Here is a 13,153-nt window from a genome sequence, read left to right as displayed (position 1 = left end):
CGCATCAGCGTGCTGTTCGCCATGCTCCGCGACGGCACCTTCTACGAACCCCGAACCCCACGCCTCGCTTGACGAAAGACATAGAGGCACCCCCCGGCCCCTCCCCGCAGTACCGATATGCGGCTCCGCCGCGTGGCGGGGACACCCCCGGCCCCCGTTGGGACCGCGCCCCGGACGCCGGTTGGGGTTTCGCCCCGGGGGCCGCGATGCCAGCGACTCCCATTGGTCGTTTACGCGGGTCGCAGGCGAGTGGAGCGCGTCCCGCGTCCCCGTTCTCCAGGGGACGCGGACGCTCCCACATGGTTGCGCAGTTCTTCCGAGCCCACCGAGCCAACGTCCGACCGTCACAACGCAGCGCCGAGCTCCCGGTTCCCACCCCTCTCGCGCGCAGGGATGCTCCACCAACGCCCCCACCGCCAACCAAGCCGGTCCCAACGTCAAGCGGGACCAACACGGACGCGCGCTAGGGGGCAGTCTTCGCCCCGTGCGCGGCAGTGACGCGCTCGATCTCTGCCACGAGTTTGAAGTCCAGCGGGGTGATGACCGCGCCGGCGCTGTACGTCGTGATGCCGAAGTGCAGCCGCTCCCACCGGATGTCGATGTCCGGGTGGTGCTGAAGTTTCTGCGCGGCCTCGGCCACCTCGTTGATGACCTTGATGCTCGTGTAGTAATCGAGCTGGTAGGTCTTTCCGATCCGGCTCGTGTCCCCGGACCAGCCTTCCCAGCGTTCCAGATGCGCCTGGACTTCCTCTGCTGTCAGCGGGTCTCGTTCTGCCATGGGGTGCCTCTACCCTCAGTGCGCGGTCCGCAGCCCAATGCCGTCGAATAGCGCGCGCACCTCTTGGCCCTGTGCTGCGTGGTGCCACGGTGCCAAGCGCTCCCAGGCGGTCGTCAATTCCCTGCGCAGGCGGGCGGACTCGACCTCTTCCGCTACGTGTACCGCGGCCTCCAAGGCCGCGACCGCCTCGTCCGGACGCCTGCTGTCTGCCAGCGCGGCCGCCTGACGGGCCGCGAAGACACCGGAGTTCCGCCACTCCGCAGAGGGCATGATCTGGTCCCACAGCCGAACGGCTGCCGCGCCGAGCTGCATTCGGCTGTAGCAGGTGGCCCGCTGGATCTCCAGGTAGAGCGGGGTCCTGGTCGCGACGCCCCACGGGTGATCGTCATCGATGCGATCAATGAGTCGGCCAGCTTGGTCGAGTAGCTGGTCGCAGGCTCTGCGATCGCCGACCAAGGCGTGTCCGTGTGCCGCCTGCTGAAGTGCCTGGACCTTGACCTTGGCGCACAGTCGTTTCTCGTCAGCCAGGGCCGCACTGGCCATCTCGACGGTTGTGGGGCCGTCGCCGAGGTCCATGTCCACCATGGCGCGGTTGGTCAGCGCATGGGCCACGAGCTGTTTGTCGTGAGCGCGGTGGGCCAACTCCAGCGTGCGGGTGCCCCAGGCTGATGCCTGATCGAGCTGACCCGCGTCCTGGTAGAGCCAGGTGATCAGCCCGGTGAAAGCCGCCGCCGTCTGCCATAGCCGCTTGCGGAGGTCGCCGTGGCTGTTGGTCGCCAGGTGCGCGACGATCTGGAATTGCGCGGCCGCGGTCGGGATCAACCGGCGCGGGCTCTGTGCCGCGTCGGCTCGCCAGAGGTCATCGAGCTGACGCCGGAAGTACGCCACAGCCTCGGGGGGCACGGCCTTGGAGCCGGGACTTCCGGATGGGATGACGGACAGCGCGAGGCCACTGCTGTCCGTGAGGAACGTGCGCCGGTTGATCGTCATGCCGAGGTCCTGTTCGAGCTGGGCCAGCGCATCGGCCAATGCCAGCGAGGCAGGGGCGGGAGCGCCCGTCAGCCAACCGATGGACACTCCGAGCGCCCGTGCGATCAACGGTAACCAGTCGTGCGGCTTACGCAGACCTCTCTCGTACCGGCTGATCTCGTTCCGGGTTAACCCTCCGGACGTCAGCCCGGCCAACTGGTTCATCTTCACGGCGAGCTGACCTTGACCCATGCCGAGTTCGGTCCGGCGTTCCCGAATCCGTTCCCCGATGGTCACGCGCTCCATGCCGGCCCCTACCTGGCCCCTACTGGAGCCCTGTCTCCCAACATCCGTGCCCAGTTCTATCGGTGGACAGAACCTGTCGAACGAGAGGCGACGCGATCATGAAGACGGCGAGCCAGTGGGCACCACCGAACGGTACTGAAATCGAGGCACTCCGTGCGGGCCAATGGTGGGCCCCGTCTTCCTGTACGAGGCGCTGCGCGCCGCGACTCTGGCCGAGCTGGGAGTCCAGCCGGGAGACGAGCGATGACGAGGCAGATCTGCGCGCGCTGCCAGCAGTCGACGGACGAGCCGGTCGTCGTCGGAATGGAGCACGGCGCCAGCGTCGGAGGCCGCACCACGTACGCATGCCCCGGCTGCGCGCTGAGCTTTCCGAAGCAGGTCGACGTGTTCGCCGTCATGGCCAGCATGCGCCGCGCACGGGAGACGGGGCGCGCGATCCAGCCGGGACGGTCGTGATGGCCGACACCCCCGAGGTCGCGTTCGCTCTCGTCCTTGAACACGGGATGGATTGCCCTACCTGCCGCACCAGCGACCGCCTGTGCGACACCGGTCAGGAACTGCTGCGCATCCACAACGCTGGCCCGTCCGACGAGGCCGCCTTGCAACCGGGCGCGCCCGGGGCTCTGCGACTGCTGCGGCAGGGACGAGGAACTCTCGACGGTCCACGAGTCCACCCCGACCGGGCCCGGACGGACGCGGTACGTCTGTCGGGGATGCGCGCCCCGGCCGTAAGCCGGGATCGTTCTGCGGAGGGCCTCGCCACCGTGCCGGGACATGCGGCCATGCACGACCGACGGTGTACCGAGTAGCCCGAGCGGGCTGGTGCGCCTCGGGTCTGCGAACCGGATGGGTTGGCCCTACCTGCCGAACGGGGTCATGGGGCCGTCTCAGGCACCTACCCTGGCGATTGGTGCCGCGCCCCCGCCCTCGGCCGTGCCCCTGAGCCGCCGCTGCGCCGCCCGCGTCCGTGTGCAGAGCGGCTTCGCTCTGGGGCTCCGGAGGCCGTCCGGGGCCCGGGGCCGGCCCCGGTTTCGGGAAGGTGCGGAGTGGGGGAAAGACCGGGTCAGCGGTTCTCGCCGGGCACCCAGAGGACGTCGCCCACCTCCTTGTTGGCCGAGCGGGCCAGGATGAAGAGCAGGTCGGACAGGCGATTGAGATAGGTGGCGGTGAGGGGGTTCATGGCGTCGCCGTGCTCGGCGAAGGCCGCCCACGTCGACCGCTCCGCGCGCCGTACGACCGTGCACGCCTGGTGCAGCAGGGCCGCGCCCGGGGCGCCGCCGGGGAGGATGAAGCTGCGCAGCTTCTCCAGGTCCTCCAGGAAGCGGTCGCAGTCCGCCTCCAGCTTGTCGATGTAGGTCTGCTGGACGCGCAGCGGCGGATGCTCGGGGTTCTCGACCACCGGGGTGGACAGGTCGGCGCCCACGTCGAACAGGTCGTTCTGGACCCGGACCAGGACCTCGGTGATCCCGGCCGGCAGCGAGCCCAGCGCGATGGCCACCCCGATCGCCGCGTTCGCCTCGTTCGCGTCGGCGTACGCGGCGATCCGCAGGTCCGTCTTGTCGGTGCGGCTCATGTCGCCGAGGGACGTGGTGCCCTTGTCCCCGGTGCGCGTGTAGATGCGGGTGAGATTGACCATGGGGCCGAGCCTACGCGCAGCGGCTACGCGCCGGCCTGCCGGAAGAGCCGGGTGCCGAGGGTGACGGCGACGGCGGCGAGCCCGGTGGCGACCAGGCACGCGAGCCCGATCCTGCCGTCCCCGTAGTCCCCGGCGAAGGCGGCCCGTACGCCGTCCACGAGGTACCGGAACGGCACGAAGTGCGAGGTGATGTCGAGCCAGCGCGGGCCGAGCGACATCGGCAGCAGGATGCCGGAGAGCAGCATCGCGGGCATGGTGACGGAGTTGATGACGGGGGCGAACCCCTGCGGCGACTCCACGCGCATGGCCAGCGCGTACGAGAGCGAGGCGAGCGAGACGGTGAGCGCGGCGACGAAGCCGAAGCCGATCAGGATGCCCAGCAGCGGCGCGCGCAGCCCCATGGCGAGGGCGACGAGCACGACCACCACGGACTGGAGCAGGAGCTGCACGACGTCCTTGAGCACCCGGCCCATGAGCAGGGCCGGCCGGCTGACCGGCGTGACCCGCATCCGCTCGATGACGCCCGTGCGCTTTTCGAAGATGATGCCGATCCCGGCGAACGAGGCGCTGAACATGCCGAGCTGGATGAGGATGCCGGGGACGATGGTCTGCCAGGAGTCGCCCTCGCCGCCCAGCGGTATGCCGGTGAGCAGCGGACCGAAGAAGACCAGGAACAGCAGCGGCTGGACGAGGCCGAAGACCATGGCGGGCTTGGAGCGCAGGGTCTGGCGGGCGTAGCGGCGGAAGATCAGGGCCGTGTCGGAGATGACGTGAGGCATGGGGGCTCCCGGGGTCAGACGGCGAGCGGGGCGGGGTCGCGCGGTGCGGTGCCGCGCCCGGTGACGGCGATGAAGGTGTCCTGGAGGGTGGCGTCCGGTGAGCCGCCGTACTCGGTCTTGAGCCGCTCCGCCGTGCCCTCGGCGGCCACTCGGCCCTGGTCGACGATGACGAGCCGGTCGGCGAGCGCGTCGGCCTCGTCGAGGTAGTGGGTGGTCAGGAAGACGGTCATGCCGTGCTCGGCGCGCAGCCGCCGGATGAGGTCCCACAGGTCGGCGCGCCCGGCCGGGTCGAGACCGGTCGTCGGCTCGTCCAGGAACAGGATGCCGGGCCGGTGGACGAGGCCCAGCGCGATGTCCAGGCGGCGCCGCTGCCCACCGGAGAGGGCGGCGCAGGGGCGGTCCAGCAACTCGGTCAGGTCCAGGTCGTGGGCGAGTTCGCCGGCGCGGGCCACGGCTTCGTGCTGGGGGAGCCGGTAGAGGCGGCCCTGGGTGACCAGTTCCTCCCGTACGGAGATGGTGGGGTCGACCCCGCCGGACTGGGCGACGTACCCGATGCGGCGCCGCACCCCGGCCGGGTCGGCGGCGAGGTCGTGCCCGGCGACCGTGGCGGTGCCGCCGGTGGGCGGGAGCAGCGTGGTGAGCATGCGGAGCGTGGTGGTCTTGCCCGCGCCGTTGGGGCCCAGGAAGCCCAGGATCTCCCCGGCCTCGACGGTCAGGTCGATGCCGCGGACGGCCTCCACGGGGCCGCGCTTGGTGTGGAAGGTGCGGGCGAGCCCGCTCGTGGTGATGACTGGCATGCCATTCAGAAAAGCAGAGTCGCTTAAAGTTTGCAATGACTCCAAAAATAGAGCGAGCCCAGCGAAGCTAGGATGAGGACATGGCGGAAGGGCTCAGGGAGCGGAAGAAACGGCAGACCAGGCAGTACATCTCGGACGTGGCGACCGGGCTGTTCATGGAGCGCGGCTTCGACGCGGTCACGATCGCGGAGATCGCCGAGGCGGCCGAGGTCTCCGTCAACACGGTCTACAACTACTTCCCGACCAAGGAGGACCTCTTCGTCGACCGCGAGGACGAGGTCGTCGACCGTCCCTCCCAGCTCGTGCGGGAGCGCGCGGTCGGCCAGTCGGCGGCGCGGGCGATCGTGGGGCAGTTGCGCCAGGACCTCCGGGAGCGGCACGCGTATGTCGGGCTGAGCGCGGGCTACGACCGGTTCCGGCAGGTCGTGACGGAGTCGCCCACGCTGATGGCCCGGCTGTTCACCATCCAGGGCAAGGCGGTCAACCGGCTCGGGGTCACCCTGCGCGAGGAGGTGGCCGCGGCGCCGGAGGACCCGACCCCCGAGTTCGTCGCCCACCAACTCGTCGGGCTGCAGAACGCCGTTCAGCGCTGGATCATGCGCGCCCTCGCGGAGGGCGGCGGCGCGGACGAGGTCGCCGAGGACGCCCTGCGGGCGGTCGACGTCATGGAGTCGCTTCTCAGCGACACGGTGCTCAACTATGCGGTGAAGAACACACCGTGACGCGCCTTACCAAGGGGTGCCCGAAGGGGTGAACGGGCGTTAAGGTCCACGCACACCGAACGTCGACGAAGGGGTGTGTGCCGTGGCCAAGAAGCTCGCGGTCATCGGAGCCGGACTCATGGGGTCCGGGATCGCGCAGGTCTCCGCCCAGGCGGGCTGGGACGTCGTACTGCGCGATGTGACCGATGAGGCGCTGCGCCGCGGCACCGACGGCATCCGCGCCTCGTACGAGAAGTTCGTCTCCAAGGGCAAGCTGGACGCCGGGGACGCCGAACAGGCGCTGGCCCGCATCACCACCACGACCGACCTCGACGCCGCCGCCGACGCGGATGTCGTGGTGGAGGCCGTCTTCGAGAAGATCGAGGTCAAGCGGGAGATCTTCCGCACCCTCGACGGCCTGGTCAAGGACGACACGATCCTCGCGTCCAACACCTCCGCCATCCCGATCACCAAGATCGCCTCCGCGACGGAGCGCCCGGAGCGGGTCGTCGGCACCCACTTCTTCTCGCCGGTCCCGATGATGCAGCTGTGCGAACTGGTGCGCGGCTACAAGACGAGCGACGAAACGCTCGCCGCGGCACGGGAGTTCGCGGAGGGCGTGGGCAAGACCTGTATTGTCGTCAACCGCGATGTCGCGGGCTTCGTCACCACGCGCCTGATCTCGGCACTCGTGGTCGAGGCCGCCAAGCTGTACGAGTCCGGGGTCGCCACGGCCGAGGACATCGACATCGCGTGCAAGCTGGGCTTCGGCCACGCGATGGGACCCCTCGCGACGGCCGACCTCACCGGCGTGGACATCCTGCTGCACGCCACCGACAACATCTACACCGAGTCCCAGGACGAGAAGTTCGCGCCACCGGAGATCATGCGCCGGATGGTCGACGCGGGTGACATCGGCCGCAAGAGCGGTGGGGGCTTTTACCGCTACTGAGGGCATTGGTGCGGCGCCAGGCCCGTAACTCACCCTCTCGGGTGAATTCGGTATCGGTTCGCTTACAGACGGCAACTTCCTCAGGTGAGAGGCAGTCAGTTCTGTAGAGAGAAATGGCGCATTGACGACACGACGACGCACCATCCAGGGGAGCGCATATGCACATCAGGGGCGACCACGCCGAGCTGGTCGTCGGGGGCCGACTGGACGTCCGGAGCGCGGCGGACGCCCGTACGGCCCTGCACACCGCCGTTGACTCCGGCGGCGGGGATCTCGTACTCGACCTGACCGAGCTGGACTCCTGGGACGCCACCGGGCTCGGCGTGATCATGGGGGCGCACCGGAGGGCGGGCCGGGCGGGCCGCCGGCTCGTCCTGCGCGGGGTGCCGCCCCAGATGCAGCGGCTGCTGGTGGCCACCCGGCTGCACCGCATCCTGGCCATCGAGGGCGGCCTCGAGGCGGAGAGCCTGCCCCGCGTCTGAATCCCCGGGGTGGCGCGGGGCGTTGCGGGCCCGGTGGATACTGTGACGAGGTCTTGTCCGGTACTCGCCGGACATCATCCCTACGGCGGCACAGACCGGCGCGCCACGCATCTGGGGGGCACAGGGCCATGGAGCAGCACAACCGCGCACCGCATGAGCACGGCCACGACGACCCGAGCCCGCGTTCCGCGGACGCCGCCGCCGCGCCGCAGCCGCCCCGGGACGCGGATGCCGCCGCCGCGCCGCAGCCGCCGCCGGACGCGGACGCGCGGTCGGCTCTGCCCGCCCGGCGGCCCGCCCGGGGCGGTGCTTCGGCCGCCCTGCAGGGGGCGGAGGGCACCGCCGACCCCGGGCCGGTCCGTACCGTACGCATCGTCGCCGGCGACCATCTGCTGACCATCAACCCCGTCGACGGCAGCGAGATAGAGCCCCGCCCGCCCGGCGAGCGGTCCGCCCGGCCCGTCCGGCCCGAGCGGCACACCCCCGACCAGCGCGCCGAGCTGCGCCGGGCCGCGGCCGCGCCCCGGCCGTCCGGCACGGTGGTGCCCGACCTGCCGATGCTGGAGCGGGACGCGGAGCGCGAGCGGCTGGCCCGGCTGCTGGCCCGCGGCCGCTCCGTACGGGTCACCGGGCCCTCCGGCGCCGGGCGCAGCGTGCTGCTGGAGGCCGTCGCCGCGGACTGCGAACGCCTGGCGCCCGACGGCGTCGTACGGCTCTCCGGCTACCGCCGCACCCCCACCGACCTGCTGTACGACCTGTACGCCGCCGTCTACCGCGCCCCGCTCTACCGGCCCGAACGGGCGGAACTGCTGGAGGCGGTGCAGGAGATCGGCGCGGTCGTCGTCCTCGACGACATCGAGTTCGGCGGCGCCGCGCTCGACGAATTCCTCGACGCGACGCCGGAATGCGCCTTCCTGATCTCCGCCACGCCGGACGTCGCGGCCCCGTCCGCCGATTCGCACCTCGAAGAGGTCGTCCTATCGGGGCTCAGCCGCACCGCCGGTCTGGAGCTGCTGGAGCGGGCCCTGCGGCGCCCGTTGGAGGAGGACGAGGCGAGCTGGGCGGCGGACCTGTGGTTCGAGTCGGAGGGGCTGCCGCTGAGGTTCGTGCAGGCGGGGGCGTTGCTGCGGCAGCGCGAGGCGGCGGATGCGGCGGTGTCGGACGCGGCGGGGGGTACCGCCGCCGCTGAGGCTGACGCCGAGCCGCGTGACACGGCCCCGCATGACAAGGCCCCGCTGCCCTCGATCCCCGAGGCCGCGGCCCCGGCCGCGCTGCTCGCCGCGGGGCTGGGCGAGGCGGCCCGCGACGCCCTGCGGTTCGCGGTCGCGCTCGGCGGCGAATGCCCGCACCAGGCCCATCTGCCCGCCCTCACCGACGACCCGCACGCGGACGCCGCCCTCGGCGAACTGCTCGCCCACGGCCTGGCCACCACCGTCGGCCCGCACTACCGGCTGGCGGCCGGGGTGACCGCCCAGCTCGCGGCGGAGGGGTACGCGGGCGACGCGACCGAGTCCGCCGGGCGGGCGCACACCGTGGCCCAGCACTACACCTGGTGGGCCGGTCACCCCTCGGTGGCCCCCGAGCGGGTCGCCGTCGAGGCGGACGCGATACTCGCCGCGATGGCCGCCCTGGTCTCCGACCGGGAAGCCGGTCACGCCGACGCCGCCGTGGAGCTGGCCCGGGCCGCCGCCCCCGCCTTCGCGGCGGCGTTGCACTGGGGCGCGTGGGAACGCGCCGTACGCCACGGCCAGGAGGCGGCGCGGCTGGCCGGACAGGTCGCCGACGAGGCGTACTTCCACCATGAGCTGGGTGTCCTCGCCCTGTGCACCGGCAACCTCGACCGGGCCCGCGCCGAGCTGGAGGCGTCCATCGCGCTGCGCGGCGCCCTCGCCGACAAGCGCGGCACGGTCGCGGGGCGCAGGGCGCTGGCGCTGGTGAGCGACCGTACGGGCGCGGCGATGCCCGGTGCGTTCGGCCCGGGCGTCGCGCGGACCCGTCCGGCGGAACCGGAGTCGGCACCGGCAGTGGAGCCGGCAGCGGAACCGGAGCCGGGCCCGGCCCCGGGGGCGAACGCCACCACGATCGTCACCCCGGTGGTGGCCGAGACCACGAAGATACCCCCGGTGGCCGCCACCACGACGCTCGCGGCACCGCCCGCCAAGAAGAAGGGGCTACGAGCCCTCGCGTTGACCGGCGCCCGGCGCAACCTGGTCGTGGCGGGCGCCGGTGCGCTGCTGGTGGCCGTGCTCGGCGCCGTGGTGACCCTGGGTGCCTTCGGCGGCGATGACGACAAGGGCGCGCCCGACCGGGTCAAGCCGCGTGAGTCGGCCTCGCGGCAGGACAACGACAAGGACCTGACGGCCGACGAGCCGTCGAACGCCCCCAGCCAGGGGGCGCCCCAGCCGGGGCCGAGCAATGTGCCGCTGTCGTCGCCGTCTTCGGTACCGACGAGCAGCGGAACCCCGAGCGGGACGACCGGGCCGGTGGATCCGTCCACGAGCGGTGAGCCGACGCAGCCCCAGAGCCCGTCCGCGCCGTCGTCGCCGCCGAGGACGCAAGAACCCACGCACGAGCCGACGCACACCCCGACGGACGCCCCCACACCCCCCACGACGACGCCGCCGCACACCCCGACGGACACCCCGACGACGTCACCGACGAACACCACGTCGAACACGGCCAGCGGCCCGCCCCCGAGCGCGTCCGCGCCGACCACGTCGTCCGTGTCGACGTAACCAGGGAAGTCCCCCACCCTGATCGCCGGACGGGCCGGAAATCCAGCCCGTCCGGCGATGGGGACCGGGGTCCGGTGGGGGACAGGCGCCGCAAACCGGCCGGGGCCTGGTCGGCCGCCGTGGCCGGAATGGTGGGGCCGGGGGGTCAGAAGAGGCGGAGCTTGTCGTCCTCGATGCCGCGCAGCGCGTCGTAGTCGAGGACGGCGCACCCGATGCCACGGTCTGTGGCGAGGACACGGGCCTGCGGTTTGATCTCCTGGGCGGCGAAGACGCCCTTCACCGGCGCCAGGTGCGGATCCCGGTTGAGCAGTTCGAGATAGCGCGTGAGCTGCTCGACGCCGTCGATCTCACCCCGCCGCTTGATCTCGACGGCCACCGTCGTGCCGTCCGCGTCACGGCAGAGAATGTCCACGGGGCCAATGGCAGTGGGGTATTCACGCCGAATAAGCGTCCAGCCATCGCCCAGTGTCTCGATCCGATCGGCGAGCAGCTCCTGCAGATGGGCTTCCACGCCATCCTTGATCAACCCGGGGTCCACCCCGAGTTCATGCGAGGAATCATGGAGAACGTCCTCCATGGTGATGATGAGCTTCTCGCCCGCTTTGTTCACGACCGTCCACACATTGTCATCGCCTTCCTTCAGCGTGCACGGCGGAGACATCCAGTTGAGGGGTTTGTAGGCCCTGTCGTCCGCGTGAATGGACACACTGCCGTCGGCCTTGACGAGGATCAGGCGGGGTGCCGAGGGAAGGTGGGCGGTGAGGCGGCCGGCGTAGTCCACGGAGCACCGGGCGATGACGAGACGCATGGTCCGCAACGCTACTCGACCACGAAGGCTCCACGCGATTCGTCCGGCGATGGACCCGTTCAGCATTGGCTGGTTGTGTGCCCATTCTGGTGGTGCGGGCACAGTGGCCGGAATACCTTTGAAGCGGGCGGTCGCCGGACGGGTACGCTGCGTCGCCGTCCGCCCATCCCATCCCTGAGACCCCGCATCCGGGGTCGCGAGAGGAGAACCCATGTCGCTCGACGTCTCACCGGCCCTTCTGGAACAGGCCGAGCGAGGCGAGGTCGACGAAGCCGCGTTCGTCGACTGCGTCCGGAACTCCCTACCGTACGCATGGGAGATGATCAGCTCTCTGGTGGCCCAGCTGAAGGTCGACGGCGGGGAGTTCGCCGACAACCAGACGCCGCCGCCGGACGAGCAGGCCCGCGGGCAGCTGCTCCGCGCGCTGGCGAGTGACGCGATACGTGGCGCGCTGCAGCGCCACTTCGGGGTGCGGCTGGCCTTCCAGAACTGCCATCGGGTGGCGGTCTTTCCGCTCGACGCGTCGTCCGATGACCGCCTGGCCCGATTCACCTCGATCCGGGGCCAGCTGCTGAACCAGTCGCCCACGCTGCGCGACTGCTGACGCGATGTCGCTGCCGCTCCACCAGGGGGAGGTGTGTCAGAGCAGGAGCGGCAGCACTTCATCACCGAGACGCCGTACGTTCTGCTCCGTGGCCGCCAGATCGCCCGACCCCTCCACCATCAGCGCGAAGCGCGTGATGCCGGTGCGCTCCGCGGTCGCCGCCAGCCGGTCGGCGCACAGCCGGGGCGGGCCCACCGGGTGCAGCTCGCACAGCAGCTCCGCGTAGCCGACGGGGTCGCGCATCCGGCGCTCCCGGCCGTCGACGGTGACATGGGCGCCCAGCCCCTGCCGTAACCATCCCGGCATCGCCTTGGTCAGGGTCTCCGTCGCCGCGGGGCGCGCGTCCTCGATCTGCACCACCCCGGCCGAGACATGTTCCGCCGCCACCGCCGCGACCTCCTCGGGGGAACGGCCCGCGGCCAGCGCGGACTTCTTCCACAGGCCGACCGCCTCGGCCTTCTCCTCGTCCCCGCAGTGCATGCCGAGCAGCATGGGCAGCCCGCGCTCGGCGGCCAGCCGCACACTGCCGGGGGAGGTGCACGCCATGATCACGGGCGGGGCGCCGGTCCGGCCCGGGTCGTCCGGGCGCGGTACGACCGGGACCTCGCGGAAGGCGAAGCGCTCGCCGTCCGCCCCCACCCGGGGCTCCCGCAGCCAGCGCAGCAGCAGGTCGAGCGCTTCGGGGAAGCCGTGCTCGTAGGCCCCCAGCCCGGCGCCGAAGACCTCCAGGTCCACCCAGGGGCCGCCGCGGCCGACGCCGAGGGTGAACCGGCCACCGGAGCTGAGATGCAGCAGTGCCGCTTGCTCACCCAGCGCGACGGGATGCGCGGTCGGAAGTACGCTCACCGCAGTACCGACGCCTATGCGCCGGGTACGTCCCAGCAGCAGCGCGGCGAGGGTGACGGCGGACGGGCAGACGCCGTACGGCACGAAGTGGTGCTCGGCGAGCCAGACCGCGTCGAGCCCGGCGGCCTCGGACAGTTCGGCCGAGCGGACCGCCCGGTGCAGCGCCTCCTCCTGTCCTTGGCCCGGAAATTGAGCGGCCAGAATGAAAGCCCCCACACGCATCGCCTTCTGCCTTCCTTGTCGCGGCTCCCTCGCCGACGTGGGCATCCCCTCACTGGCATTAACGTCTGACACGTGCCAAAGGCACGGCCTGGCAAGTATTTTTCATGATGATCTGAGGGTGGTTGTGGATGAGGACTTACCGGGTGCGTGACCGTAGCGCGTACGCTGGTAACAGTCAGTAGCTCCCAGCCCTGTCGAGGTGCCCCGTGTCTCCACGCCGAAACCGCCCCCGAGGTGGCGAGAAGTCCGTTGACCGCGTGGGCACGGACCGTTACGGGCTGGAGCGCACCGAGAGCTGGCAGGGCGAGGAGTGGGTGGTGCGGATGGTGGGTGGCGGGGCCGCCGGCAAGCACTACCGCTGCCCCGGATGCGACCAGGAGATCCCGCCCGGGGTGCCGCATGTGGTGGCCTGGCAGCAGCACATGGGCGTGGACGACCGGCGCCACTGGCACAAAGCCTGCTGGAACGCGCGGGACCGCCGGAGCGCCAAGCTCCAGCGGTCCCGTAACGCTCCGCGGTACTGAGCCCGCGGCGGCCG

The 13,153-nt window shown here is 71.3% G+C and carries 14 protein-coding genes; 7 read left to right on the top strand and 7 right to left on the bottom strand.

What is annotated here, in order from left to right:
• Positions 1 to 463 precede the first annotated feature (463 nt).
• Together ACFZCY_RS28555 and ACFZCY_RS28550 are read right to left on the bottom strand one after the other, a co-directional pair.
• Entirely contained in the window at positions 464 to 778 is a 315-nt protein-coding gene (locus ACFZCY_RS28555) for a 4a-hydroxytetrahydrobiopterin dehydratase (RefSeq protein WP_164437319.1), read from the bottom strand.
• A 15-nt stretch (positions 779 to 793) separates the two neighbouring features.
• A complete protein-coding gene (locus ACFZCY_RS28550) occupies positions 794 to 2,053 on the bottom strand; it encodes a helix-turn-helix domain-containing protein (protein ID WP_391179273.1) in 1,260 nt (419 codons plus the stop codon).
• Positions 2,054 to 2,296: 243 nt separating this feature from the next.
• Between ACFZCY_RS28550 and ACFZCY_RS28545 the strand changes: the two genes are divergently transcribed.
• Entirely contained in the window at positions 2,297 to 2,509 is a 213-nt protein-coding gene (locus tag ACFZCY_RS28545; protein ID WP_391179271.1) for a hypothetical protein, read from the top strand.
• A 607-nt stretch (positions 2,510 to 3,116) separates the two neighbouring features.
• Here the strand turns inward: ACFZCY_RS28545 and ACFZCY_RS28540 are convergent.
• The 3 genes from ACFZCY_RS28540 to ACFZCY_RS28530 are packed head-to-tail and all read right to left on the bottom strand — an operon-like array spanning position 3,117 to position 5,265.
• On the bottom strand, positions 3,117 to 3,689 hold the full coding sequence (locus ACFZCY_RS28540; RefSeq protein ID WP_391179269.1) for a cob(I)yrinic acid a,c-diamide adenosyltransferase: 573 nt from the start codon (positions 3,687 to 3,689) through the stop codon (positions 3,117 to 3,119).
• 23 nt (positions 3,690 to 3,712) lie between these two features.
• Complete coding sequence (locus ACFZCY_RS28535; protein WP_391179266.1) at positions 3,713 to 4,468, bottom strand: ABC transporter permease; 756 nt, start codon at positions 4,466 to 4,468, stop codon at positions 3,713 to 3,715.
• 14 nt (positions 4,469 to 4,482) lie between these two features.
• Positions 4,483 to 5,265 (bottom strand): ATP-binding cassette domain-containing protein, encoded by a 783-nt coding sequence (locus tag ACFZCY_RS28530; RefSeq protein WP_391179264.1) that lies wholly within the window; start codon positions 5,263 to 5,265, stop codon positions 4,483 to 4,485.
• Between the two features lie 80 nt (positions 5,266 to 5,345).
• On the opposite strand from ACFZCY_RS28530, the gene ACFZCY_RS28525 reads away from it, so the two are divergent.
• From ACFZCY_RS28525 to ACFZCY_RS28510, 4 genes are all read left to right on the top strand, one after another.
• Positions 5,346 to 5,987, top strand: a complete 642-nt coding sequence (locus ACFZCY_RS28525) for a TetR family transcriptional regulator (RefSeq protein ID WP_391179261.1) — start codon at positions 5,346 to 5,348, stop codon at positions 5,985 to 5,987.
• Positions 5,988 to 6,069: 82 nt separating this feature from the next.
• Positions 6,070 to 6,918, top strand: coding sequence for a 3-hydroxyacyl-CoA dehydrogenase NAD-binding domain-containing protein (locus tag ACFZCY_RS28520; RefSeq protein ID WP_391179258.1), 849 nt, complete (start codon positions 6,070 to 6,072; stop codon positions 6,916 to 6,918).
• Between the two features lie 158 nt (positions 6,919 to 7,076).
• Complete coding sequence (locus ACFZCY_RS28515; protein WP_055547659.1) at positions 7,077 to 7,400, top strand: STAS domain-containing protein; 324 nt, start codon at positions 7,077 to 7,079, stop codon at positions 7,398 to 7,400.
• 128 nt (positions 7,401 to 7,528) lie between these two features.
• Positions 7,529 to 10,135 carry an ATP-binding protein gene (locus ACFZCY_RS28510; protein WP_391179254.1) on the top strand — a complete coding sequence of 869 codons (2,607 nt, stop codon included), beginning with the start codon at positions 7,529 to 7,531 and terminating at the stop codon, positions 10,133 to 10,135.
• A gap of 145 nt (positions 10,136 to 10,280) precedes the next feature.
• On the opposite strand, the gene nucS is transcribed toward ACFZCY_RS28510, so the two are convergent.
• Positions 10,281 to 10,943: an endonuclease NucS gene (nucS, locus tag ACFZCY_RS28505; RefSeq protein WP_039937600.1), complete on the bottom strand. Its 663-nt coding sequence runs from the start codon at positions 10,941 to 10,943 to the stop codon at positions 10,281 to 10,283.
• A 211-nt stretch (positions 10,944 to 11,154) separates the two neighbouring features.
• Here nucS and ACFZCY_RS28500 point away from each other — a divergent pair, with 211 nt between their 5' ends.
• Positions 11,155 to 11,547 carry an SCO5389 family protein gene (locus ACFZCY_RS28500; RefSeq protein ID WP_055547655.1) on the top strand — a complete coding sequence of 131 codons (393 nt, stop codon included), beginning with the start codon at positions 11,155 to 11,157 and terminating at the stop codon, positions 11,545 to 11,547.
• A gap of 36 nt (positions 11,548 to 11,583) precedes the next feature.
• Here the strand turns inward: ACFZCY_RS28500 and ACFZCY_RS28495 are convergent, their stop codons facing one another.
• Positions 11,584 to 12,615 carry an LLM class flavin-dependent oxidoreductase gene (locus ACFZCY_RS28495; RefSeq protein ID WP_391179250.1) on the bottom strand — a complete coding sequence of 344 codons (1,032 nt, stop codon included), beginning with the start codon at positions 12,613 to 12,615 and terminating at the stop codon, positions 11,584 to 11,586.
• Between the two features lie 206 nt (positions 12,616 to 12,821).
• Between ACFZCY_RS28495 and ACFZCY_RS28490 the strand changes: the two genes are divergently transcribed.
• On the top strand, positions 12,822 to 13,139 hold the full coding sequence (locus ACFZCY_RS28490; protein ID WP_391179248.1) for an ATP/GTP-binding protein: 318 nt from the start codon (positions 12,822 to 12,824) through the stop codon (positions 13,137 to 13,139).
• The last annotated feature ends 14 nt before the right edge of the window (positions 13,140 to 13,153 follow it).

The organism is Streptomyces sp. NPDC007983, assembly GCF_042958345.1.
In the GTDB taxonomy this organism is placed as follows: domain Bacteria; phylum Actinomycetota; class Actinomycetes; order Streptomycetales; family Streptomycetaceae; genus Streptomyces.
The sequence above is the reverse complement of the archived record's forward strand: the minus strand, read 5'-3'. Positions and strand labels throughout refer to the sequence as shown.

What these genes read in the sequence shown, in the direction of transcription:
- ACFZCY_RS28555 (WP_164437319.1), bottom strand. Translation starts at nt 778, where the DNA reads ATGGCAGAACGAGACCCGCTGACAGCAGAGGAAGTCCAGGCGCATCTG.
- ACFZCY_RS28510 (WP_391179254.1), top strand. Translation starts at nt 7,529, where the DNA reads ATGGAGCAGCACAACCGCGCACCGCATGAGCACGGCCACGACGACCCG.
- nucS (WP_039937600.1), bottom strand. Translation starts at nt 10,943, where the DNA reads ATGCGTCTCGTCATCGCCCGGTGCTCCGTGGACTACGCCGGCCGCCTC.
- ACFZCY_RS28550 (WP_391179273.1), bottom strand. Translation starts at nt 2,053, where the DNA reads ATGGAGCGCGTGACCATCGGGGAACGGATTCGGGAACGCCGGACCGAA.
- ACFZCY_RS28525 (WP_391179261.1), top strand. Translation starts at nt 5,346, where the DNA reads ATGGCGGAAGGGCTCAGGGAGCGGAAGAAACGGCAGACCAGGCAGTAC.
- ACFZCY_RS28500 (WP_055547655.1), top strand. Translation starts at nt 11,155, where the DNA reads ATGTCGCTCGACGTCTCACCGGCCCTTCTGGAACAGGCCGAGCGAGGC.
- ACFZCY_RS28545 (WP_391179271.1), top strand. Translation starts at nt 2,297, where the DNA reads ATGACGAGGCAGATCTGCGCGCGCTGCCAGCAGTCGACGGACGAGCCG.
- ACFZCY_RS28515 (WP_055547659.1), top strand. Translation starts at nt 7,077, where the DNA reads ATGCACATCAGGGGCGACCACGCCGAGCTGGTCGTCGGGGGCCGACTG.
- ACFZCY_RS28535 (WP_391179266.1), bottom strand. Translation starts at nt 4,468, where the DNA reads ATGCCTCACGTCATCTCCGACACGGCCCTGATCTTCCGCCGCTACGCC.
- ACFZCY_RS28530 (WP_391179264.1), bottom strand. Translation starts at nt 5,265, where the DNA reads ATGCCAGTCATCACCACGAGCGGGCTCGCCCGCACCTTCCACACCAAG.
- ACFZCY_RS28495 (WP_391179250.1), bottom strand. Translation starts at nt 12,615, where the DNA reads ATGCGTGTGGGGGCTTTCATTCTGGCCGCTCAATTTCCGGGCCAAGGA.
- ACFZCY_RS28540 (WP_391179269.1), bottom strand. Translation starts at nt 3,689, where the DNA reads ATGGTCAATCTCACCCGCATCTACACGCGCACCGGGGACAAGGGCACC.